The following is a 22,301-nucleotide window of genomic DNA, read 5'->3' as shown; positions in this document are numbered from 1 at the left end:
TCGGTCTCAGCTGACCGCCGCAGAAAGGATCTTCACCAGCAATGGCCGACGAGAACACCCCCACGCCGCCTGCCGACAACGAGGACGGCAGCGCCGTCGCGATGCGCATCGAGCCCGTCGGGCTCGAGACGGAGATGCAGCGCTCCTACCTCGACTACGCGATGTCCGTCATCGTGTCCCGCGCGCTGCCCGACGTACGGGACGGCCTCAAGCCCGTCCACCGCCGCGTCCTGTACGCCATGTACGACGGCGGCTACCGGCCCGAGAAGGGCTTCTACAAGTGTGCCCGCGTCGTCGGTGACGTCATGGGTAACTACCACCCGCACGGCGACTCCTCGATCTACGACGCCCTGGTGCGCCTCGCCCAGCCGTGGTCGATGCGCATGCCGCTGGTGGACTCCAACGGAAACTTCGGCTCCCCGGGCAACGACCCGGCGGCCGCCATGCGCTACACCGAGTGCAAGATGGCGCCGCTGTCCATGGAGATGGTCCGGGACATCGACGAGGACACCGTCGACTTCACGGACAACTACGACGGCCGCTCCCAGGAGCCGACCGTCCTGCCGTCCCGCTTCCCGAACCTGCTGATCAACGGCTCGGCCGGTATCGCGGTCGGCATGGCCACCAACATCCCGCCGCACAACCTGCGCGAGGTCGCGGCCGGCGCCCAGTGGTACCTGGAGAACCCGGAGGCCTCGCACGAGGAGCTCCTGGACGCTCTCGTCGAGCGCATCAAGGGCCCCGACTTCCCGACGGGCGCCCTCGTGGTGGGCCGCAAGGGCATCGAGGAGGCGTACCGCACCGGCCGCGGCTCCATCACGATGCGCGCGGTCGTCGAGGTCGAGGAGATCCAGAACCGCCAGTGCCTGGTGGTCACCGAGCTGCCCTACCAGGTCAACCCGGACAACCTCGCCCAGAAGATCGCCGACCTCGTCAAGGACGGCAAGATCGGCGGCATCGCCGACGTCCGCGACGAGACGTCGTCCCGTACGGGCCAGCGCCTCGTCATCGTCCTCAAGCGCGACGCGGTCGCCAAGGTCGTCCTCAACAACCTGTACAAGCACACCGACCTGCAGACGAACTTCGGCGCCAACATGCTGGCGCTCGTCGACGGCGTGCCGCGCACCCTCTCCCTGGACGCGTTCATCCGCCACTGGGTGACGCACCAGATCGAGGTCATCGTCCGCCGGACGAAGTTCCGGCTGCGCAAGGCCGAGGAGCGCGCGCACATCCTGCGCGGCCTCCTGAAGGCCCTGGACGCCATCGACGAGGTCATCGCCCTCATCCGGCGCAGCGACACCGTGGAGATCGCGCGAGAGGGCCTCATGGGCCTCCTCCAGATCGACGAGATCCAGGCCAACGCCATCCTCGAGATGCAGCTGCGCCGGCTCGCCGCCCTGGAGCGCCAGAAGATCGTCGCCGAGCACGACGAACTCCAGGCGAAGATCAACGAGTACAACGCGATCCTGGCCTCGCCCGAGCGGCAGCGCCAGATCATCAGCGAGGAGCTGCAGGCGATCGTCGACAAGTTCGGCGACGACCGGCGCTCCAAGCTGGTCCCCTTCGAGGGCGACATGTCCATCGAGGACCTCATCGCCGAAGAGGACATCGTCGTCACGATCTCGCGCGGCGGTTACGTCAAGCGGACCAAGACGGACGACTACCGCTCGCAGAAGCGCGGCGGCAAGGGCGTGCGGGGCACGAAGCTCAAGGAAGACGACATCGTCGACCACTTCTTCGTGTCCACGACGCACCACTGGCTGCTCTTCTTCACCAACAAGGGACGCGTCTACCGCGCGAAGGCGTACGAGCTTCCGGACGCCGGCCGCGACGCGCGCGGACAGCACGTGGCGAACCTGCTGGCCTTCCAGCCGGACGAGGCGATCGCCGAGATCCTCGCGATCCGCGACTACGACGCCGCGCCCTACCTGGTGCTCGCCACCAAGGCCGGCCTGGTGAAGAAGACGCCCCTGAAGGACTACGACTCGCCTCGTTCCGGCGGTGTCATCGCGATCAACCTCCGCGAGGCGGCGGACGGTTCGGACGACGAGCTGATCGGCGCCGAGCTGGTCTCCGCCGAGGACGACCTGCTGCTCATCAGCAAGAAGGCGCAGTCCATCCGGTTCACCGCGACGGACGACGCACTGCGCCCGATGGGCCGCGCCACCTCCGGTGTGAAGGGCATGAGTTTCCGCGAGGGCGACGAACTGCTCTCGATGAATGTCGTCCGGCCGGGTACGTTCGTGTTCACCGCCACCGACGGTGGGTACGCAAAGCGGACCAACGTCGACGAGTACCGCGTCCAGGGTCGCGGTGGCCTCGGCATCAAGGCCGCCAAGATCGTGGAGGACCGTGGTTCGCTGGTCGGCGCGCTGGTGGTCGAGGAGACCGACGAGATCCTCGCCATCACGCTGTCCGGCGGTGTGATTCGTACGCGAGTCAACGAGGTCAGGGAGACGGGCCGTGACACCATGGGCGTCCAACTGATCAACCTGGGCAAGCGCGATGCCGTCGTCGGCATCGCTCGTAATGCCGAGGCCGGCCGCGAGGCCGAGGAAGTCGACGGAGCTGTCGAGCTGGTGGACGGCGCCGAGACCGACGAATCGGCCCAGGGCGAGACGGCTGTCGGAACGGACGAGGGCGAGCAGTCCTCGGCCGAGTAGCGCGAGGAGAGAGTCATCGTGAGCGGAGCCACGGGCGCAGGCTCTACCGGGACATCCACCGGTACGGAATCGGAGAGCGGCCGTGGCTCCGCTCGCGACGTCAAGGACTCGAGCGGCTCGGCGAACGCGCACGAGTCTCATGGATCCCAGGGGGGAACTGTGACGGACACCCGAGGTCCGCAGACCCAGCAGTACGCCGCCGGTGGCGGTGGGGCACTGCCCGGCGAGCGGCAGCAGTCGCAGCAGCCGTCCGGGCCGTACCACCCGCCCCAGGCGTATCAGAACGCACCGGCGGGCGGATCGGTGCGCAGGCCGCGGACCGGGGCGCGCACCACTCCGCGCACCCGCAAGGCCCGCCTGCGCGTGGCCAAGGCCGACCCGTGGTCGGTGATGAAGGTCAGCTTCCTGCTGTCCATCGCGCTCGGCATCTGCACCATCATCGCGGCCGCCGTGCTGTGGATGGTCATGGACGCCATGGGCGTCTTCTCCACGGTCGGCGGCACGATCTCCGAGGCCACGGGCTCGAACGAGAGCAACGGCTTCGACCTCCAGTCGTTCCTGTCGCTCCCGCGCGTGCTGATGTTCACGACGGTCATCGCCGTCATCGACGTCGTCCTGGCGACGGCTCTCGCCACGCTCGGCGCGTTCATCTACAACCTCTCCGCGGGCTTCGTCGGCGGCATCGAGCTCACGCTCGCCGAGGACGAGTGAGCACCGTGGAGGTCTGAAGACCTGCTGGTGGGCGGGCCAGGACTATCGATTTTGGGACTGGCCCTCCAGTGCGCTAATCTTCAGGAGTCAGCGCGCGGGACACACACCGCAGAGCGCGGCGGGGCTATAGCTCAGTTGGTTAGAGCGCATCCCTGATAAGGATGAGGCCACAGGTTCAAATCCTGTTAGCCCCACAAGCACAAAGACCCCCAGTCGGAATCGGCTGGGGGTCTTTGGCGTCCGTGCATCTTCAGGAAGGCGAGCAGGGGCCCGCGGGTGTGCCCAGCAAGGCGGACCGTCATGGTCTTCCGGTCTTCAGGGGGCCGGCCATCGAGAGCGGGTCGCCGCGGAGCGCCGATCCCGCCACACCGCTTCAGGACATGCCTGAAGGGCCCTCTCAGCCGGATGTGCTGGCTGGGGCCTGGTGGGTGGTCGTGCCGTTCTGGGATTGTCCGGGGCCACGCAGGGATGGGCCGGCCGGTGGTTCTCGGCGGGAGCGTGGGCGTGCCGCTGTGCGCGGTGCCGCGACGTCGTCCCGTGTGCGTACTGCTCTTTGTGACTGTCGTGCGTACTGCGTGCTGCCGGTGACTACCTGTTGCGCGTCCTACGTTCTGCCAGCAACTACCTGCTGTGCGTCCTGTGTGCCGCCGGTACTACCTGTTGCGTGTACGGCCTGCCACAGGTGTTCCGTGCTTCTTGCACGGGCCGCTTGCTGCTGTGCTTACCGCGTACTGCAAATGTTCTGTGCTGCTTGTGGTGCGCTGTTCTTCGAGCCTGCTGTTCCTGCCGCAGCGGGTGCCGCGCGTGCGCGTCTGCCGTCGCTGCTCACTGATGGAGCGTGCCGTGCCGTACGGGCTACAGCTGCCCCGCGAGTGCTTCGTTCGCCAGATCCGTGTCGCTCTCGGACTGCTCGGAGTCGGCCGGCGGCTGGTGGCGGCAGCTGGGGGAGGAACCGTGGGCCTCGGCGCGGATGCGCTGCTTCATCGTCGGTGGCAGGGACCTCTTGAAGGCCCAGAAGGGATACGACGCCGTGGCGGCGGGGGCGTCGGCCTCGACGGTCCGGTGCGCCTCCTCCGTCTGCTGGACGGGAGCGGCCGCGGCGGCCGGGGAGACGAGACCGAGCGCCGAGAAGAGCGCGATGAAGGCAGAGATGACGATGGTCCACAGCGTCATGACCTTGTTCTTGGTCATGGCCCCTCACTTTCAGGTTGGGCGATTTGCGTACTTTCCTCATGATGTGTACGCAGGGCCTCGACGGTGGGACCGACCCTCGTGGCGCGTCGATCTTCAGATGAACACCACTCGGATGGCCGCAAGCAGGGGCAAGGGCGGCCATGAGTACTGAAAAGCAGCGAATCTCACAGTCCGGGAATGAGACAGCCGCGGGGACCTGGAGCCCGATGCTCCGATTCGACTGCTGTGGCGCGGGCGGGAGTTGAGGCGGATCCAGGTCACCGATCGGTATCGGTCGGTGTGTATAGTCGGGCGCCAGAGGTCCCCTACGTCAAGGAAAGACGAGGTCGCGCGGTGAAGAAGCTTCTCCTGGTCGCACTGGCCGCCATCGGCGGGCTCCTCGTGTACCGCCAGATCCAGGCGGATCGCGCCGAGCAGGATCTGTGGACGGAGGCGACCGACTCCGTGCCCACGGGTTCGTGAGTATCGACAACAGAGTCGTCATGAAGCCCCGGCCGCACTAGCGGCCGGGGCTTCATGCTGTCCGGGTGCGGGGTCCCGTGATCCGTGCTCGGCCTCCGGCGCCGCGTTCGCGTCTGCGACGACGTCCCGTACATCGGCAAAGTGAGTGGCGGGATTTACGGCGCCCGGGGGACAGTGCGCGCCCCGGGGCGGCAGGATGGCGCTCCATGAGGGGAGTCATGAGGCTGCTGGTGAAGGGGCGGCGCGGCCGGGCCTGGGTGACGGTCGTCGCCGGGGTGGGGCTGTGCGGGGTTGCGGCGTCGGCCGGGGCGGTCGGCACCGGGGCGAGCGACCCGTACGTCTTCGCCGAGGGCGCGCAGAGCGTACGAGGAACGCAGAGCGGTACGGACGCACCACGGCTCACGACCGGTGAGACGTACCGGAGTTCGCTCGGCGCGGGGGCGAGCGCGACCGCTCACTACCGCGTGGAGCTGGACGGCGCTGCCAACGCCTACGTCTCCGTGGTGGCGGTCCCCCCGCTCGGCTCGGGGGTGAAGGCGGCGGCATCGGACGGTGTCACCGTGACCCTCCAGGACCGCAGCGGGAACGAGTGCGACTCCCAGCGCGCGACCTTCCGCTCCGGTGCGTATCCGCGGCCCGTCGCGGCCGTCGTCGAACGGCTCGTGCGGACCGGCGGCCTGCGGTGCCAGTCGGCCGGAATGTACGACGTGGCCGTTGAGCGGGTGGCGGAGTCCGGCTCGACGGGCGGAACCTGGGGTCTCGAGGTGAAGGTGGGCATCGAGCCGGGCCTGGTCACCCCGGCGACCACCGAGGGCCCGCGGACCTCTGCGCCGGCGTCGGTGCGGCCCCCGTCGGGGACCGGCACACAGCGCAGCGGCGGCACCGGCTTCAACGATGCGCGGGCCCTGTCGGACGGGGTCTGGAAGGACCGGGTCGGCCCCGGACAGAGCCATTTCTTCCGCGTCCCCGTGGACTGGGGGCAGCAACTGTCCGTCGATGCCGAGCTGAGTGCCTCGGCGGAGCGCTCCGCGGGCGGGGACAGCGTGAACGACGCGTTCGACGTGCAGCTCTACAACCCGGCGCGGGCCCCCGTCGCGGCGAAGGACGCCGTGTACGCGGGCGATCCGGCCTTGGTGGCATTCGATCCGTTGCCGCCTGTGGCCTACGAGAACCGTTATCTGTCGCGCGACGACCAGGCGGCGATGCGGTTCGCCGGCTGGTACTACCTGAGGGTCACCGTGAATCCGGCGGTGGCCCGGAAGCCGGGGGACAAGGCGCCGGCGGTGACGCTGCGGGTGACCGTCGCCGGGGATGCGGTCCGGCCGCCCGACTACGTAAGGGAACCGGGAGACTTCCAGGTCACCGACGCGGACCTGAAAGCCGCGGAGAACGGTGCGGGCGGGGCCGTGTGGGAGGACCTGGAGGTCGCGCAGGGCGGCGCCGCGGGCGGGTCCGGCGACGAGGGCCGTGGGAGCGGCGCATCGGGCGGTTCCTCCGGCTCAGGGTCCGCTGATTCCGGCTCGTCCCCCGGGGCGGGGTCGGCTTCCTCCTCTTCTACGTCGCCGGGGAGCGCGGTGATGACGGTGATCGGTGTCGCCGGCATCGGGACGGGCACGGCTCTGCTGCTGTGGCTCGCGGTGTGGCGGGTGGCCGCGGTGCGGCGGGTGCGAGTGCGGGACTGAGGGGAGTGGCCGAGACCGGCGCGGGCCGGTCTCAGGCTCTCAGGCCTGTGTCAGCGCCCAGATCCCCACGCCGAAGCAGATCAGCGCGATGAGCACGACCGGGATCGTCACCCGTGGGGGTGGCCCGGGACGGCGCCGGGGAACTTCCTTGCCCTCCGATGCGTACAGAGAGTGACGATCCTGATCGGGCGGGGTCACGGTCGTCACTGTGTGTACGGGACCAGGGGAGAGGGAGAGGCCGTGGGGGGATGTGACGGCGGTGGCCGGGGACTTCGTCATAGGGGCGGGTTCCGGGCGCTCGGGTTCGGGGACCGGCGAGGGCGGCGGCGTGACGGGCTGGGCCGGTGGCATCGGAGGCACCGGGAGTGGCGGCGGAGGCTGTTCCTCGGGGGCGGCCGGCGGCGGGAGATGGAAGCTGCCCGTCTCCGACATGGAGGGGAGAGGAGCCTCGGGAGCCGGTGGTTCGGATGCCTGGGGATTCCGGGGGGAGGTGGACGAGTCCTGCACGTCCCGCGAGGTGTGGGGGTTCTGCGGGTTCTGGAGGCTCTGAGGGGCCTCGGGGAGCTGGGGACGCCCGGACCCCGGGGCGAAGGTGGGCGTGGGTATCGGCGTAGGCATGGGGGTGGGCGAGAAGGCTCCGGGCGTCGGCCCAGGGGCCACCGGCGGAACCGGTGGCGGTGGCGGTGGCGTGAGTGGCCTCTCGGGCGCGAGCGCGGGCGAGGGTGCAGGAGTGGGCGGGGACAGGGGCCGTTCGGGCACCACGGTCGACTGGGTGTGCGACGGAGCGGGCGCGGGCGCGGGCGAGGGAGCCGTGGGGGCGTGCAGGGGACGGGCCCTGCGACCGCGGGTGGCCGGCCCTTCGGGGCTGAACCCCGGCGGGAGCGGCCCGAGTTGGTCGAAGACCTCGATCAGCTCGTCGTCGGGTCCCGGCTCCGGGAGAAGCTCGGCGGCGGCGAGCAGCGCCTTGCGGGCTCCGGTCGCCGTACGGAACCGCGCTTCGGGATCCGGCTGCAGCAGCCCGGCGAGGACGCCCCACAGGGGCCCGGGTATGCCCTGCGGAGGCCCGGGAGTGCCGTGCTCGGCGAAGTGTTCGATCAGGGCCTTGCTGTCCGGCTTGGCGCCTTCGAGGAGATAGAGCGCGACCAGACCGGCGGCGAACAGGTCGGCGGGAAAGTCCGGCTCTGCCCCCAGCGCCTGCTCGGGAGCGATGTAGCCGGGCGTGCCCACCACATAGTTGGCCTCCGTCAGCCGCGGCTCGCCCTTGCGCATCGCGATGCCGAAGTCCGACAGGCGCAGATGCGGCAGGCCGGTGCCGGTGGCCTCCAGCAGGATGTTGGCCGGCTTGATGTCGCGGTGCACCACGCCTTCTCCGTGCACCGCGGCGAGCCCGGCCAGCAGCTGGTCGAGCAGGAGACAGACGAACTGTGGAGGCAGCGGCCCGTAGTCGCCGATCAGATGGGCCAGCGAGCCGCCCGAGACCAGATCCATGGTGAACAGGACCTTGTCGTCGTCCGCGGCCCAGCTCGCCGGGGCGAGCACGTGCGGATGATCGATGCGCAGGGCCTGCTCGCGCACGAAGCGCAGCAGCGTGTGGGCGTCGCTCTGCTGCAGGACCTTGGCCGCCACATAGCGGTGGCGCCGGTGGTCCCAGGCGCGCCACACGGCGCCCACTCCCCCGCGGCCGATGGGGTCGGCCAGTTCGTACCGGCCGGCGAAGACCTCACCCATGGTCGTGCATCGCTCCCCTCCCGGGCCCACGCTGCGCAGGGCTCCATCGGACGTCGCGCGAGATCCCGCGGCGCGGCCCGCGACCACCGTCGTCGGCGGTCACGGCACCGGTTGCCGTGCGGTGACCTCGGCGGGTCAGCTCTGGTGCGCCTGGTAGTGGGCGACCGCGTCCGAGGTGCGTCCAGCGCCGTACACCCGGAGGAACTCTGCCAGTTCCGGGTGGGTCGCCGCGAGGGAGTCGGCGGCGTCGATGATGTCGCCGGCGGCGGAGACGGAGCGCAGCAGCGACTGGATCTCACGCACCACGCGCTTGACCGTCGGAGCGCCCGAACCGGAGGAGGACTGGCCGGTGTTGGTGAGGACCGAGCCGCCCTGCGACTTCTTGATCTCGTCCATGCGCTCGGTGGCCTCGGCCGCGCTGATGCTGCCGTCGGCGACCTGACCGGACAGTTCCTGCAGCTGCTGCACGCGCTGCACCACCGCAGGGTTGCCGATCTTCGCGCGCTGACCGCTCATCAGCTGGGACAGCATGGGCGCGGACAGACCGAGCACTCCCGCCAGACGGGCCTGGTTGAGGCCGAGGTCCTCGATCAGCCGACGGAAGAGCGCCCCCAGCGGCTCCCCGTACCAGCTGCGCTGGAGCTCCCGGGCTCTTGCGGTAGCTTCCTGCTGTGCGGCGTCCATTGCGTCTCCCCATCGCTTCCCCAAGTACGGTGCTTCGCTGCCGCGAAGCACGTGGGGCATCTTACGGAGAGTGGTCGTCCGCCGGGACCCCCAATCCTTTTGCGGGATCCCGGGGGTGAACCGGTACTCTGGTCTGCGGTGCTCGCCCGGAGCGTGATTCATCCGGTGCGACGCGTCGTTTTCGGGGCCTTAGCTCAGTTGGTAGAGCGCTGTCTTTGCATGGCAGATGTCAGGGGTTCGACTCCCCTAGGCTCCACAGCGAAGAACCCCCTTGACCGTGTCTTCACAGGTCAAGGGGGTTCTGTCGTGATGCGCCGGTGTCAGTGCCTGTCCTCCGGGCCCGTCTCGGCCTCGGCCTGCTTGGCCTGGACCTCGGGGTCGAGGATGTCCTGACCGCCGCCGTCGACCGAGGTCAGCGGGGCGGCGTCGGGCACCTCGGTGGCGGCCGGCGGCTCGACGAGCCAGTCCGGGTTGGCCTGCTTGTCCCACCACTTCCACGCGGCGAACGCCCCACCGGCCACGATGCCCAGTACGGCCAGGCCCTTGGCGAGGCGTCCGGCGCGGGCCCGGCGCTCCTGCTTGCGAGCCAGCTTCCTGATCTGCTCAGGAGAGACCTGCCCGCGCAGCGCGGCCAGCGCCGCGGAACTGCGGGCCGCCGCCTCGTCGCGGACCGGACCGGCCGCGGCCACGGCGTGCTCCAGGCGCGGCTTGGAATACTCGGCGGCCTGCCGGGCAGCCGTGCGGGTGCGGGCCGCTGCCTCGTGCGCGGCGTGATCGACCTTCGGCGGCACATGCGTGCGGGCCTGCTCAAGGCGCGGCGCGAGATGCGCGTCGTACTGGACGCGAGCTTGCTGCGCGGCCTGCGAGACCTTGGGAGCGAGCACGACTCGGGCGTCGTGCGCGTACTGCGCGGCCTTGTCCTTGGCCGTCCCCGCGTAGGGCGCCACCACTTCCGCGGCGTGCAGCACGCTGTCCTTCGCCGAGCCGGTCGCGGCGCGCACGCTGTCGATGCGGGTCACGTGATCCTCCTCCTCGGTGGCGTACAGGTATTTCACCTTTCCACCCTTTTGCTGATCATGCCTGCTGGAAGTGACTTACGGCGGTAAGGCTTGATAAGGATCGGTACCGATCAGTAGGGATCAGTACGAAGCGGAAAGAACGGTAAGAACGGTAAGGGCGGGTAAGAGCGGTAAATAGGGCTTGGCGACGACAATGCCACGGATCGTGGCAGGGCGCCCCTGCTCTGTATCGAGTAGACCGGAATCCGGTGGCTGAAACCCCCGTACTTGTGCCGTGCGAGGATCGGGCGAGCACAGGAGACGACGGAAGGCGGATCGTGGCCGAGCAGCTGTATGCCACCCTCAGGACGAATCAGGGCGACATCGAGGTCAGGCTTCTGCCGAACCACGCGCCCAAGACGGTGAAGAACTTCGTGGAGCTCGCCCGCGGCGAGCGGGAGTGGACCAACCCGGAGTCCGGCGAGAAGTCCACGGCCCCGCTGTACGACGGCACGGTCTTCCACCGTGTGATCAGCGGCTTCATGATCCAGGGCGGCGACCCGCTGGGGAACGGCACGGGCGGCCCGGGCTATCAGTTCGACGACGAGTTCCACCCCGACCTGGCGTTCACCAAGCCGTACCTGCTGGCGATGGCCAACGCCGGCCCGGGGACGAACGGCTCGCAGTTCTTCATCACCGTCTCGCCGACCGCCTGGCTGACCCGCAAGCACACCATCTTCGGCGAGGTCGTCGACGAGGCCAGCCAGAAGATCGTGGACGCCATCGCCAAGGCGCCCACCAACCCGCGCACCGACCGCCCGGTCCACGACGTCGTCATCGAGTCGGTGAGCATCGAGACGCGCTAGCCCGGAGAGCCGCCGGCCCGGACACCCGTGTCGCCGCAGGGAACCAATGCGCCCCGCTCGTCCGTAAGGATGGGCGGGGCGGTGCGTTGTCGCGCGGCGCCTCATCACCGCTCTCACCTAGGGGACGACCGACATGGAACAGGCGCCCGGCAGCCCGCAGGACCCGCAGGACGCGCAGGGCCTGCCCGGCTGCTACCGGCATCCGGACCGCCCGTCCGGCATCCGCTGCACCCGCTGTGAGCGGCCCATCTGCCCGGACTGCATGGTCAGCGCCTCGGTCGGGTTCCAGTGCCCGGAGTGTGTGCGCGGCGGCTCGGGCACCGGGCACGCCCCCACCGCCAATCAGCCGCGCACCCTCGCGGGCGGCACGATCGCCGCGGACCCGCGGCTGGTCACGAAGGTGCTGATCGGCCTCTGTGTGCTCGCGTTCGTGGGGCAGCAGACGCTGGACCTCTTCGACAGCCGCTTCGAGATGATCGGCCGGGCCATGGTGCCGGGCTTCTACACTCCGCAGGGCGTCGCCGAGGGCCAGTGGTACCGGCTGGTGACCTCGATGTTCATGCACACCGGTATCGCGCACATCGTCCTGAACATGCTCACGCTCTGGTGGATCGGCGGGCCGCTGGAGGCGGCGCTCGGCCGGGCGCGCTATCTCGCCCTGTACCTCGTCTCGGGCCTGGCCGGCAGCGCCCTGTGCTATCTGCTGGCCGCACCGAACCAGGCATCGGTCGGCGCTTCCGGTGCTATCTACGGCCTCTTCGGCGCGACCGTCGTCCTGACGCGGCGCCTCAACTACGACCTGCGCCCGGTCATCGCGCTGGTCGTCATCAACCTGGTCATCACGTTCACGTGGGGCGCTATCGCCTGGCAGGCCCACATCGGCGGTCTCGTGGCCGGTCTGGCCGTCGGGTACGCGATGGTGCACGCCCCGCGTGAGCACCGTTCGCTCATCCAGTACGGGACCTGTGCGGTGGTCGTGCTCGCGGTGATCGTCACCGTCATCGCCAGAACGGCTCAGCTCACCTGAGCACAGTTATCCACCGTTGTTGGTGCCAGTTGTCCACAGTGGATCGGGCATCGTCCACCACCGGCCCCAAAAGACCTCGCCCCTCGCCTCTGACCTGGGTTTTTCCCGGGAGAGGCAAGGGGCGAACGTGTGCTCGACGACTGCTTGATTAGTCACACCAGCGTCAACAGTCTGAGGGTTATCCACAGATCGTAGAGTTATCCCCACTGTGGACAAGTGTTGTGGATAACTCAGTGGATAGCTTGGGGCAGAGCTGGCGCTCAGGCCGGAGGGTGCGCTATTTCCACTGGGTGGAGACGCCGAACCCGGCGGCGATGAAGCCGAAGCCGACCACGATGTTCCAGTTGCCGAAGGCCTCGATGGGCAGCTGGGTGTCCGACACGTAGAAGACGACGATCCAGGCCAGCCCGATCAGGAACAGGGCGAGCATCACGGGTGCCACCCAACCGCGGTTGGTCAGCTTGATGTTGGCTGCCTGCTTCGACGCCGGCGGCGGCGTGTAGTCGGCCTTCTTGCGGATACGTGACTTCGGCACGAGGGTCTCTCCTGTCGATGCGCTGCGTGGCCGCGCAGGGAACGTGGGCTGGCTCCGGGCAGCGTACAAGCGGAACTTCAAAGGACTATGAGCGCTCCCCCGGCCGTCCGTTAGCGTAGTGCTTCCACGGCGTTGAAGGAGATAAGGGTACGTTGAGCAATTCTGCCGACCCCCGAAACCGCCCTGACCAGGGTGGTGCCCGCGGCCGTTTCCGGCCCGTGCGGGTGCTCACCGTGGGAGTTTTCGCCCTTGCCGGGCTGATCTTCTTCACCAGTTTCAATACGGCCAAGGGCACCAATATCCGCACGGATGCCTCCCTCCTGAAGCTCTCCGACCTCATTCAGGAGCGCAGCCACAAGAACCAGGAACTGGAAGAGGCCAACAGCGGCACCCGCGGGGACGTCGAGCGGCTCGCCCAGCGCGACGACGGCTCGACCAAGGCGGAGGACGAGAAGCTGGACCGCCTGCAGAAGGCGTCCGGCACCAAGAAGCTCACCGGCGAGGCGATCTCCGTCACACTCGACGACGCCCCGCCCGACGCCACCGTCCGGCTCCCCGGCTACCCCGACCCGCAGCCCGACGACCTCGTCATCCACCAGCAGGACCTCCAGGCCGTGGTGAACGCCCTGTGGCACGGCGGCGCCAAGGGCATCAAGGTCATGGACCAGCGCCTGATCGGGACGTCCGCGGTGCGCTGCGTCGGCAACACCCTGATCCTGCAGGGCCGCGTCTACTCGCCCCCGTACAAGATCACGGCAGTCGGTGACCCGGAGAAGCTGAAGGCCGCCGTCGCCGCCTCGCCCGAGATCCAGACGTACATGCTCTACGTCAACGCCTACGGGCTCGGCTGGAAAGTCGAGGACGACGGGGCGGTGACTCTTCCCGGCTACTCGGGCACAGTGGATCTCCACTACGCGAAGCCCGTGGAATAGCCGTGGAGTAGCTGCCCCTGGGGGACCAGTGTCGGTGCGAGTCGTCGTCCGGACGTTCAGCGAGTTGTGCATCACGGTGGGCGCCGTGATCGTGCTGTTCGTCATGTACGTGCTGTTCTGGACCGGTGTGAAGGCCGACAGTGCGATGGACCGTCAGATCGACGACCTCCAGAAGCAGTGGGCGAAGAGACCGGTGGCCGGTGCCGCGCCATCGGACGGGCCGACCGCGACCTCGCCGCCGAAGCCGGCCGCGTACAAGGACGGCAGGCCGTTCGCCGTGATGTACATCCCGCGGCTCGGTTTCACGTGGAACAAGCCGGTCCTGGAGGACACCGACGTCGGCACCCTGAAGAAGGGGCTCGCCCACTACTCCGGGACCGCGCAGCTCGGGCAGAAGGGGAACTTCGCGGTGGCCGGTCACCGGCGTACGTACGGCGACCCGTTCAAGGACTTCCCGAAGCTGCGGCCCGGCGACGACGTGGTGCTCACGGACGGGACGACCTGGTTCACGTACGTCATCGACACCAAGCCGTACAAGACGCTGCCCAGCGATGTCGCCGTCATCGACCCGGTGCCGGTCAAGTCCGGCTACAAGGAACCGGGCCGCTATCTGACGCTCACGACCTGCGAGCCCGAGTGGGGGCACAGCCACCGGCTGATCGTGTGGGGGCACCTCGATTCCACTCAGCCTGTAGAGGCCGGGAAACCGAAAGCCTTGCGCCGTTAGTCTGGTGCCGTAGCGGACGGTGTGGAGGGAGCGACCGGCATGTACGGCTGGATCTGGCGGCATCTGCCGGGGAACGCTTGGGTGAGGGCACTGATTTCGGTCGTGCTGGTTCTGGCAGTCGTCTATGTGCTGTTCCAGTACGTCTTTCCGTGGGCCGAGCCGCTGCTGCCCTTCAACGACGTAACGGTGGACGGCCAGTGAGCACTCGAACGACCCGGGACGAGACGCGCGACGCGAACCGCAGGACGCGCATCCTCGTCGTCGACAACTACGACAGCTTCGTCTTCAACCTCGTCCAGTACCTGTACCAGCTGGGTGCCGAGTGCGAGGTGCTGCGCAACGACGAAGTGACGACCGCGCACGCCCAGGACGGCTTCGACGGCGTCCTGCTGTCGCCCGGCCCCGGCGCTCCCGAACAGGCCGGTGTCTGCATCGAGATGGTGCGCCACTGCGCCGCCACCGGGGTGCCCGTCTTCGGCGTCTGCCTCGGCATGCAGTCGATGCAGGTGGCGTACGGGGGCGTGGTGGACCGGGCGCCGGAGCTGCTGCACGGCAAGACGTCCCTGGTGCGGCACGAGGGCAAGGGCGTCTTCGCCGGGCTGCCCGACCCCTTCACCGCGACCCGCTACCACTCGCTGGCCGCCGAACCGGGCACGGTCCCGGCCGAGCTGGAGGTCACCGCCCGCACCGACGACGGCATCATCATGGGGCTGCGCCACCGTGAACTGCTCGTCGAGGGCGTCCAGTTCCATCCGGAGTCCGTCCTCACCGAGCACGGGCACCTGATGCTGGCGAACTGGCTCGCGGAGTGCGGGGACACCGGCGCGGTCGCCCGATCGGCCGGGCTGGCCCCGGTCGTGGGCAGGGCCTCGGCGTGACCACGGTGCGCCCCGAGCGCGAGGGGGGAGGGGAGGCAGGGGAGCTGGCGGACGCCGTACGGCGCCTCGACGACCCCCTCAGCGACCCGTTGCCGGGGCAGCATCCCTCACCGTGGTTCAGGACGGCGCAGGAAGAGCCTCAGGCCGAGCCTCAGCGGCCCGAGCCGGAGCCCGAGTGGTACGACCCCGACGGATACGCGACGGACTGGTACGGCGGCGCTCAGGGGCCGTCTGAGGCCGCCCCCGCCTCTTCCTCAGCACCGGCGCCCGGCCGCCCCGCACCGGCGCCCGCTCCGGCGCCCGCCCCCGAGCCCGCCTTCATCCCCGTACGGGACGACGAGACGGTCGCGCTGCGCACCGCCGACACCCGCCTGGCTCTCGAGCCGGAGCCGCCCGTCGCCACCGGCGGCCGCGCCGAGCGCAGGAAGGCCGCCAAGCGCGGCGGCAGGCGGCATGCGGGAGCGGCCCCGGCCGAGGAGGAGACGGCGGCCGACGCCAGGCCGCTGAGCCGTGTCGAGGCCCGCCGCGCGGCGAAGGCCGCCAAGCCGGGCGCCGGGGTGATAGCCAGCCGCGCGATCGGCGAAGTCTTCATCACCCTCGGGGTGCTGATGCTGCTGTTCGTCACCTACCAGCTCTGGTGGTCGAACATACGGGCCCACAATCTGGCGGGCAGCGCCCGCGACCACCTCGAGGACGACTGGGCGAACGGCAAGGGCAAGCCGGGTACGTTCGAGCCGGGTCAGGGCTTCGCGATCCTCTACATACCCAAGCTGGACGTCGTCGTGCCGATCGCCGAGGGCATCAGCAAGACGAAGGTCCTCGACAAGGGCATGGTCGGGCACTACGACAAGGACAGCATCCCCACCGCGATGCCGGACGCGAAGACCGGCAACTTCTCGCTCGCCGGGCACCGCAACACCCATGGCGAGCCGTTCCGCTACATCAACCGCCTGGAGCCGGGCGATCCGATCGTGGTCGAGACGCAGGACAAGTACTACGTGTACAAAATGTCGAGCCGGCTGAACCAGACCCCGCCGTCGAACACCTCGGTGATCGATCCGATCCCGACGGGTTCCGGATTCACCAAGCCGGGTCGTTACATCACTCTGACGACGTGCACGCCGGAATTCACCAGTACGTATCGAATGATCGTCTGGGGCAAGATGGTCGAGGAGCGCCCCCGCAGCAAGGGCAAGCCGGACGCGCTCGTCGAATAGCGAGTCGTGCAGGACGCAGTCGAGCAGGGCGCAGTCGACCACCGGTAGTACGGGCACAGGGACGGGGCAACAAGCAGTGGCAGCGACGACCACCGACCACGACGAGGACGCGGCCGAGCCGAAGGCCCCCTCGCCCTCGCCCCGCCGCGGACGGATCGCGACGGCCGTCAGCGTCTTCGGCGAACTTCTCATCACGGCGGGTCTGATCCTCGGTCTGTTCGTCGCCTATTCACTGTGGTGGACGAACGTCGTCGCCGATCGTGCCGCCCACAAACAGGGCGACAAGGTCCGCGAGCACTGGGGGGCCGGCGGGCCCGGCGCCCTGGACACCAAGGACGGCATCGGCTTCCTGCACGTCCCGGCGATGAAGAACGGCGAGGTGCTGGTCAAGAAGGGCACCTCGACGAAGGTCCTCAACGACGGTGTCGCCGGCTACTACACGGACCCGGTGAAGGCGGACCTGCCGACCACCGACAAGGACGGCAACTTCTCGCTGGCCGCGCACCGCGACGGGCACGGCGCCAAGTTCCACAACATCGACAAGATCAAGAAGGGCGACCCGATCGTCTTCGAGACGAAGGACGACTGGTACGTCTACAAGGTCTACGACATCCTCCCGGAGACCTCGAAGTTCAACGTCGACGTGATCGACCGGGTCCCCGAGGAGTCGGGCGTCGAGAAGCCCGGGAAGTACATCACCCTGACGACCTGCACCCCCGTCTACACGTCGGAGTACCGCTACGTGGTCTGGGGCGAGCTCGACCGGGTGGAGAAGGTGGACAGCGACCGGACACCGCCCAAGGAACTCGGGTAGCGGCTCAGGCAGTACCTGACGGACATGCGAAAGGCCCCGCCCCTCCCGGAGGAGGAGCGGGGCCTTTCGCGTACGCCGGACGGGTCAGCCGTTGTTGCCGCCGAGGAAGCCGCCGTTGCCGTTCCCGCCGTTGTTGCCGCCGTTCCCGCCGATCGTGGTCAGGGTGACCGTGGCGCTGGCCGGGTCGACCTGGCTGCCGGGGGCCGGGTCCGCGTTGGCGACCACGGCGTTGTCGTCGCCGCTGCTGCCGTCCGCGAGCTGGATGTTCTTGAAGCCCGCGTCCTGCAGCATCTTCTTGGCGTCCTTGAGCGAACGCCCGCGGACCTCGGGCACCGCGGTCTGGGCCGGTGCCTTCGCGACGGTCAGGCTGACCGTCGAGTTGGGGTCGGCCTGGGAGCCTGCGGTGAGGCTCTGCTTGAAGACCTTGCCGGCTTCGACCGAGGCGTTCTCCTCCTCGGTGCAGGACGCCTTCAGGTCGGCCTCCTGCAGCTTGGCCGTGGCCTCGTCGCAGGTGAGGTTGGTGCCGGAGGACACGTCGGGGACCTGGGTCTGCGCCTTCTCCCTGGACACCGTGATGGTGACCGTGGAGCCGGACTGCTTCTCGGTACCCGGGTCGGGGTTCTGGTTCAGGACGTTGCCGGGCTCCTGCGTGGACTCCTCGGACTTCACCTTGACCTCGAAGCCCTTGTCCTCCAGGAGACTGCGGGCTTCGTCCTCGCTCTTGCTGATCACGTTCGGGACGGCGACCTTCGGCGCCCCCGTCGACATCCGGAGGGTGATCGTGTCGCCCTTGGCGACCGAGCCGTCCTTGGGGTCCTGCTCGCAGACGGTGTTCACGGGCTCGTCCTTGCACGCCATGCTGGAGCCCTTTGCGACCTTCAGGTCGACGTTGTCCGCCTTCTTCTGGGCGGACTTGAAGGTCTCGCCCACCAGGTTCGGCACCGGCACCTTGGCGTCGCTGCCGCCGCTGCCGCTGGAGATCCACTTGCCGATCAGGATCGCGCCGATCAGCACCAGGACGCCCGCGACCACCAGCAGGATCGTCGACGTGCGGTTCTTGCCCTGCTGCTGGCGGCGGCGGTCGGGGCGGTCGTCGTAGCCGTAGCCGCCGTCGTCCGGGTTGACCGGGGGCAGCATCGACGTCGGCGCCGCGCCGTTCTGCTGGCCCAGCATCATCGTCTGCTGGTCGTTCGGGCCGCCGCCGTAGCCGACCGCGCCCATGGCGGCGGTCGCGGCGACGGGCTGCCCGTCGAGGCAGGCCTCGATGTCGGCGCGCATCTCGTCGGCCGACTGGTAGCGGTAGTCGGGGTCCTTCGTCAGCGCCTTGAGGACGATGGCGTCCATCTCGGGCGTGATCTCGGAGTCGAAGACCGACGGGGGCTGCGCCTCTTCACGTACGTGCTGATAGGCCACCGCGACCGGGGAGTCCCCGACGAACGGCGGACGGACCGTCAGCAGCTCGTACAGCAGGCAGCCGGTGGAGTAGAGGTCGGAGCGGGCGTCGACCTGCTCGCCCTTGGCCTGCTCGGGCGAGAGGTACTGCGCCGTGCCGATGACCGCGGCGGTCTGCGTCATCGTCATGCCGGAGTCGCCCATGGCGCGGGCGATGCCGAAGTCCATGACCTTCACCTGACCGTTGCGGGTCAGCATGACGTTGGCCGGCTTGATGTCGCGGTGGACGATGCCCGCCCGGTGCGAGTACTCCAGGGCCTGGAGAATGCCGACGGTCATCTCCATGGCGCGCTCCGGCAGGAGCTTGCGGCCGGAGTGCAGCAGCTCGCGGAGCGTGGAGCCGTCGACGTACTCCATCACGATGTACGGGATGGAGACCTGGTCGACGTAGTCCTCACCCGTGTCGTAGACCGCCACGATCGCGGGATGGTTGAGCGAGGCGGCCGACTGGGCCTCCCGGCGGAACCGGGCCTGGAACGACGGGTCACGCGCGAGGTCCACCCGCAGCGTCTTCACCGCCACGGTGCGGCCGAGCCGGGTGTCGTGCGCGAGGTAGACCTCCGCCATGCCACCACGGCCGAGCACCTGGCCCAGCTCGTACCGGCCGCCGAGGCGACGCGGCTCTTCCATGGTTACCTACCAGCCCTCTCCGTCGGTCCCGACCGTCCCGTGCGGGGTCGGGCGGTGTGCTGTCCGGGCATACCGTACCCGGCTTGCCCAGCGTGACCTGGCCGCCACCGGGACCCGTGACAGGACCGGTATCGCCACGTGCGTCAATGTGAAGAACGGGTGACCGGGTTCACAGGACCCGGTGAACGCCCACCCTCACTTGCTGTTGATGACCGCTTCCATCACGCTTTTCGCGATCGGGGCGGCCAGACCGCCACCGGAGATGTCCTGGCGGCTGGCGTCGCTGTCCTCGACGACCACGGCCACCGCGACCGGCGTTCCGGAGCTGGTCTTGGCGTAGCTGACGAACCAGGCGTACGGCTTCTCGCTGTTGTCGACACCGTGCTGGGCGGTACCGGTCTTGCCGCCGACGATGGCGCCCGGGATCTTGGCGTTGGAGCCCGTGCCGCCCGGGTCGTTGACGACGGTCTCCATCATCGACTGGAGCTTCTGCGCGTTGTCCTCGGAGAGCGGCTGGCTCAGCTCCTCCGGCTCGGTCTTCTCGATGGTGTCGAGGTTCGAGGCCTTGAGCTCGTCGATCATGTACGGCTTCATCAGCTTGCCGTCGTTGGCGACCGCGGAGGCGACCATGGCCATCTGCAGCGGGGTGGCCGCGGTGTTGTACTGGCCGATGGACGACAGGGCGGTCTGCGACGGGTTCATGTCGTCGTCGAAGTTCGACGCGTTCGAGCGGACCGGGACGAACTGCTCCTTGTTGAAGCCGAACTTCTCGGCCTCGTCGACCATCTTCTCGTTGCCGAGGTCGGAGCCGATCTTGCCGAAGACGGTGTTGCAGGAGACCTTCAGGGCGACCCGCAGCGTCGCGTTCTCACACGGGATGTTGCCTTCGTTCTTCAGCGGCGTCGTGGTGCCCGGCATGGTCCACGGGAGCGGCGTCTGCGTCTTCTTGTCCGGGTCGTAGTCGCCGCTCTCCAGCGCCGCGGCGGCCGTGACCAGCTTGAACGTCGAACCCGGCGGGTACGTCTCGCGCAGCGCGCGGTTCAGGAGCGGCTTGTCCTTGTCCTTGTCGAGCTTGGAGAAGGTCGCGCCGTCGTCGTTGCTGTTCCCGGCGAACGACGAGGGGTCGTACGAGGGCGTGGAGGCGAGCGCGAGGATCTTGCCGGTGGACGGCTCGATGGCGGCGACGGCGCCCTTGCCCCGGTTCTTCAGGCCGTCGTAGGCGGCCTTCTGCGCCCTGGCGTTGAGGGTGGTGACGACGTTGCCACCCTCCTTCTTCTTGCCCGTGATCATGTCGAGCGTGTTGCGGAAGAAGAGCCGGTCGTCGTTGCCGGTGAGGATGCCGTCCTCGATCGACTCGATCTGGGTGGCGCCGACGACCTGCGAGGCGTACCCGGTGACGGGCGACCACATGGGCCCGTCCTTCCAGGTCCGCTTGTACTTCAGGTCGGTGCCGCTGGTCTCCTTGGAGCCGGTGATCGACTTGCCGTCGACGATGATGTCGCCGCGCGGCGTCGAGTAACGGGCGATGGCGACGCGGCGGTTGTCGTCGTCGGAGGCGAGGCTGTCGGCCTTGACGTACTGGAGCCAGTTGTCACGGATCAGCAGGGTCAGGACCAGGAGTCCGCAGAAGATCGCGATGCGGCGCAGGGGCTTGTTCACGGTCGGACCACCTGGGTCATCTCGGCGTCGGGACTGGGCGTCGGGCTGGGCGCGGGCCGGCGCGCGGTGTCGCTGATCCGGATCAGGATGCCGATCAGTGCCCAGTTCGCGATCACGGAGGAACCGCCGTACGCGAGGAACGGCATCGTCATACCGGTCAGCGGGATGAGTCCCATGACACCGCCGGCGACGACGAAGACCTGGAGCGCGAACGCGCCGGACAGACCGACGGCGAGCAGCTTGCCGAAGGGGTCGCGGGCGGCGAGTGCGGTGCGCACACCGCGCTCGACGATCAGTGCGTAGATCAGCAGCAGCGCCATCAGGCCGGCCAGGCCCAGCTCCTCGCCGAAGGTGGCGAGGATGAAGTCGGAGTTCGCGGCGAACCGGATCAGCTCGGAGTGGCCCTGGCCGAGGCCGGTGCCCAGCGTGCCACCGGAACCGAACGCCCACAGCGCCTGCATGGCCTGCTCGGAGTGGCCCCCGACGCCCTGCCGGCTGAGCAGGTACTCCTTCATCGGGTCGAGCCAGGCGTCGACGCGCTGCTGGATGTGCGGCTCGAAGCTGGCCACACCGACGGCGCCGACCGCGGACATCAGCAGACCGAAGACGATCCAGCTGGTCCGCTCGGTGGCGACGTACAGCATGATCACGAACATGCCGAAGAACAGCAGCGAGGTACCGAGGTCGGTCTCGAAGACCAGGATGAGGATCGAGATCGCCCAGACCACGATGATCGGGCCGAGGTCGCGGCCGCGCGGCAGGTAGAGCCCCATGAAGCGGCGCGAGGCCAGCGCCAGCGCGTCCCGCTTCACCATGAGGTAACCGGCGAAGAAGATCGCCAGAGCGATCTTCGCGAACTCACCGGGCTGGATGGAGAAGCCGCCGATGTGGATCCAGATCTTGGCGCCGTAGATGTTCACGCCGAGGCCCGGGACCAGCGGCAGCAGCAGCAGGACGATCGCGCCGAGCATCGAGATGTAGGTGTAGCGCTGCAGGACGCGGTGGTCCTTCAGGAAGATCAGCACCGCGATGAAGAACGCGATGCCGATCGCCGTGTACATCAGCTGCTTCGGCGCGGCACTGCCCGCCTGCCCGATCGACTGGAGCAGCTTCGACTGGTCGAGCCGCCAGATGACGACGAGACCCAGGCCGTTGAGGAGCGTGGCCAGCGGCAGCAGCAGCGGGTCCGCGTACGCCGCGAATTTCCGTACGACGATGTGGGCGACGCCGGCGAGCAGGCCGAGGCCGAGCCCGTAGCCGAGCAGCCCGGCCGGCAGTGAGCCGTCGAGCGCGAGGCCCACATTGGCGTACGCGAAGACCGGGATGACCACCGCGAACGCCAGCAGGGCCAGCTCGGTGTTGCGCCGGCTGGGTGCGCCGATCGCGCCGATGGTCGACGTATGGGTCGTGGAACTACTACTGAGAGAACTGCTCATGGCGTG

20 protein-coding genes and 2 tRNA genes are annotated in these 22,301 nt (G+C 68.8%); 14 read left to right on the top strand and 8 right to left on the bottom strand.

Annotated features, from left to right (window positions below):
- Positions 1-41 precede the first annotated feature (41 nt).
- The 3 genes from gyrA to ABT127_RS15410 all read left to right on the top strand — a co-directional run bounded on the left by gyrA (position 42) and on the right by ABT127_RS15410 (position 3,568).
- Positions 42-2,663: a DNA gyrase subunit A gene (gyrA, locus tag ABT127_RS15420; protein ID WP_351449306.1), complete on the top strand. Its 2,622-nt coding sequence runs from the start codon at positions 42-44 to the stop codon at positions 2,661-2,663.
- Between the two features lie 18 nt (positions 2,664-2,681).
- Entirely contained in the window at positions 2,682-3,374 is a 693-nt protein-coding gene (locus tag ABT127_RS15415; RefSeq protein WP_351449303.1) for a DUF3566 domain-containing protein, read from the top strand.
- A 120-nt stretch (positions 3,375-3,494) separates the two neighbouring features.
- Positions 3,495-3,568, top strand: a tRNA-Ile gene (locus ABT127_RS15410).
- Positions 3,569-4,229: 661 nt separating this feature from the next.
- On the opposite strand, the gene ABT127_RS15405 is transcribed toward ABT127_RS15410, so the two are convergent.
- A complete protein-coding gene (locus ABT127_RS15405) occupies positions 4,230-4,565 on the bottom strand; it encodes a DUF6344 domain-containing protein (RefSeq protein ID WP_351449300.1) in 336 nt (111 codons plus the stop codon).
- Between the two features lie 336 nt (positions 4,566-4,901).
- Here ABT127_RS15405 and ABT127_RS15400 point away from each other — a divergent pair, with 336 nt between their 5' ends.
- Together ABT127_RS15400 and ABT127_RS15395 are read left to right on the top strand one after the other, a co-directional pair.
- Entirely contained in the window at positions 4,902-5,030 is a 129-nt protein-coding gene (locus ABT127_RS15400; protein ID WP_003999697.1) for a DLW-39 family protein, read from the top strand.
- A 218-nt stretch (positions 5,031-5,248) separates the two neighbouring features.
- Positions 5,249-6,712 (top strand): hypothetical protein, encoded by a 1,464-nt coding sequence (locus tag ABT127_RS15395; protein WP_351449297.1) that lies wholly within the window; start codon positions 5,249-5,251, stop codon positions 6,710-6,712.
- Positions 6,713-6,751: 39 nt separating this feature from the next.
- Here ABT127_RS15395 and ABT127_RS15390 read toward each other — a convergent pair whose 3' ends face one another.
- The gene (locus ABT127_RS15390; protein WP_351449294.1) at positions 6,752-8,440 is read right to left on the bottom strand and encodes a serine/threonine-protein kinase; all 1,689 of its coding nucleotides are present in this window, start codon (positions 8,438-8,440) and stop codon (positions 6,752-6,754) included.
- A 135-nt stretch (positions 8,441-8,575) separates the two neighbouring features.
- The gene (locus ABT127_RS15385) at positions 8,576-9,124 is read right to left on the bottom strand and encodes a helix-turn-helix domain-containing protein (protein ID WP_351449291.1); all 549 of its coding nucleotides are present in this window, start codon (positions 9,122-9,124) and stop codon (positions 8,576-8,578) included.
- A 183-nt stretch (positions 9,125-9,307) separates the two neighbouring features.
- Here ABT127_RS15385 and ABT127_RS15380 point away from each other — a divergent pair.
- Positions 9,308-9,380 (top strand) — tRNA-Ala (locus ABT127_RS15380).
- 64 nt (positions 9,381-9,444) lie between these two features.
- Here ABT127_RS15380 and ABT127_RS15375 read toward each other — a convergent pair.
- Positions 9,445-10,143 (bottom strand): DUF5324 family protein, encoded by a 699-nt coding sequence (locus tag ABT127_RS15375; protein WP_351449876.1) that lies wholly within the window; start codon positions 10,141-10,143, stop codon positions 9,445-9,447.
- Positions 10,144-10,460: 317 nt separating this feature from the next.
- Here ABT127_RS15375 and ABT127_RS15370 point away from each other — a divergent pair, with 317 nt between their 5' ends.
- Positions 10,461-10,988 (top strand): peptidylprolyl isomerase, encoded by a 528-nt coding sequence (locus ABT127_RS15370; protein WP_351449288.1) that lies wholly within the window; start codon positions 10,461-10,463, stop codon positions 10,986-10,988.
- A gap of 133 nt (positions 10,989-11,121) precedes the next feature.
- The gene (locus tag ABT127_RS15365; protein WP_351449285.1) at positions 11,122-12,015 is read left to right on the top strand and encodes a rhomboid family intramembrane serine protease; all 894 of its coding nucleotides are present in this window, start codon (positions 11,122-11,124) and stop codon (positions 12,013-12,015) included.
- Between the two features lie 277 nt (positions 12,016-12,292).
- Here the strand turns inward: ABT127_RS15365 and crgA are convergent, their stop codons facing one another.
- Positions 12,293-12,550 (bottom strand): cell division protein CrgA, encoded by a 258-nt coding sequence (gene crgA, locus ABT127_RS15360; RefSeq protein WP_111663030.1) that lies wholly within the window; start codon positions 12,548-12,550, stop codon positions 12,293-12,295.
- A gap of 152 nt (positions 12,551-12,702) precedes the next feature.
- On the opposite strand from crgA, the gene ABT127_RS15355 reads away from it, so the two are divergent.
- The 6 genes from ABT127_RS15355 (at position 12,703) to ABT127_RS15330 (ending at position 17,118) form a co-directional block, all read left to right on the top strand.
- On the top strand, positions 12,703-13,482 hold the full coding sequence (locus ABT127_RS15355) for a DUF881 domain-containing protein (protein WP_351449282.1): 780 nt from the start codon (positions 12,703-12,705) through the stop codon (positions 13,480-13,482).
- A 34-nt stretch (positions 13,483-13,516) separates the two neighbouring features.
- Positions 13,517-14,209, top strand: a complete 693-nt coding sequence (locus ABT127_RS15350) for a class E sortase (RefSeq protein WP_351449279.1) — start codon at positions 13,517-13,519, stop codon at positions 14,207-14,209.
- 39 nt (positions 14,210-14,248) lie between these two features.
- Entirely contained in the window at positions 14,249-14,410 is a 162-nt protein-coding gene (locus ABT127_RS15345) for a hypothetical protein (RefSeq protein ID WP_030685828.1), read from the top strand.
- Positions 14,407-15,087, top strand: a complete 681-nt coding sequence (locus ABT127_RS15340; protein WP_351449276.1) for an aminodeoxychorismate/anthranilate synthase component II — start codon at positions 14,407-14,409, stop codon at positions 15,085-15,087. The genes ABT127_RS15345 and ABT127_RS15340 overlap by 4 nt, the downstream gene beginning before the upstream one ends.
- Positions 15,084-16,304 carry a class E sortase gene (locus ABT127_RS15335; RefSeq protein ID WP_502971708.1) on the top strand — a complete coding sequence of 407 codons (1,221 nt, stop codon included), beginning with the start codon at positions 15,084-15,086 and terminating at the stop codon, positions 16,302-16,304. Before ABT127_RS15340 ends, ABT127_RS15335 begins: the two co-directional genes overlap by 4 nt.
- A 76-nt stretch (positions 16,305-16,380) precedes the next feature.
- Positions 16,381-17,118: a class E sortase gene (locus tag ABT127_RS15330; RefSeq protein ID WP_351449274.1), complete on the top strand. Its 738-nt coding sequence runs from the start codon at positions 16,381-16,383 to the stop codon at positions 17,116-17,118.
- Positions 17,119-17,202: 84 nt separating this feature from the next.
- Here ABT127_RS15330 and pknB read toward each other — a convergent pair whose 3' ends face one another.
- The 3 genes from pknB to ABT127_RS15315 all read right to left on the bottom strand — a co-directional run bounded on the left by pknB (position 17,203) and on the right by ABT127_RS15315 (position 22,295).
- Positions 17,203-19,200 carry a Stk1 family PASTA domain-containing Ser/Thr kinase gene (gene pknB, locus ABT127_RS15325; RefSeq protein ID WP_351449271.1) on the bottom strand — a complete coding sequence of 666 codons (1,998 nt, stop codon included), beginning with the start codon at positions 19,198-19,200 and terminating at the stop codon, positions 17,203-17,205.
- Positions 19,201-19,395: 195 nt separating this feature from the next.
- The gene (locus ABT127_RS15320; protein ID WP_351449268.1) at positions 19,396-20,859 is read right to left on the bottom strand and encodes a peptidoglycan D,D-transpeptidase FtsI family protein; all 1,464 of its coding nucleotides are present in this window, start codon (positions 20,857-20,859) and stop codon (positions 19,396-19,398) included.
- Positions 20,856-22,295: an FtsW/RodA/SpoVE family cell cycle protein gene (locus ABT127_RS15315; protein ID WP_351449266.1), complete on the bottom strand. Its 1,440-nt coding sequence runs from the start codon at positions 22,293-22,295 to the stop codon at positions 20,856-20,858. Before ABT127_RS15315 ends, ABT127_RS15320 begins: the two co-directional genes overlap by 4 nt.
- Positions 22,296-22,301 lie beyond the last annotated feature (6 nt).

This window comes from Streptomyces sp. NPDC001904 (assembly GCF_040297005.1).
GTDB lineage: Bacteria > Actinomycetota > Actinomycetes > Streptomycetales > Streptomycetaceae > Streptomyces.
The sequence above is the reverse complement of the archived record's forward strand: the minus strand, read 5'-3'. Positions and strand labels throughout refer to the sequence as shown.

Coding starts and splice junctions, on each gene's coding strand:
- ABT127_RS15345 (WP_030685828.1), top strand. CDS start 14,249: ATGTACGGCTGGATCTGGCGGCATCTGCCGGGGAACGCTTGGGTGAGG.
- ABT127_RS15365 (WP_351449285.1), top strand. CDS start 11,122: ATGGAACAGGCGCCCGGCAGCCCGCAGGACCCGCAGGACGCGCAGGGC.
- ABT127_RS15315 (WP_351449266.1), bottom strand. CDS start 22,295: ATGAGCAGTTCTCTCAGTAGTAGTTCCACGACCCATACGTCGACCATC.
- ABT127_RS15390 (WP_351449294.1), bottom strand. CDS start 8,440: ATGGGTGAGGTCTTCGCCGGCCGGTACGAACTGGCCGACCCCATCGGC.
- ABT127_RS15395 (WP_351449297.1), top strand. CDS start 5,249: ATGAGGCTGCTGGTGAAGGGGCGGCGCGGCCGGGCCTGGGTGACGGTC.
- gyrA (WP_351449306.1), top strand. CDS start 42: ATGGCCGACGAGAACACCCCCACGCCGCCTGCCGACAACGAGGACGGC.
- ABT127_RS15405 (WP_351449300.1), bottom strand. CDS start 4,565: ATGACCAAGAACAAGGTCATGACGCTGTGGACCATCGTCATCTCTGCC.
- pknB (WP_351449271.1), bottom strand. CDS start 19,200: ATGGAAGAGCCGCGTCGCCTCGGCGGCCGGTACGAGCTGGGCCAGGTG.
- ABT127_RS15385 (WP_351449291.1), bottom strand. CDS start 9,124: ATGGACGCCGCACAGCAGGAAGCTACCGCAAGAGCCCGGGAGCTCCAG.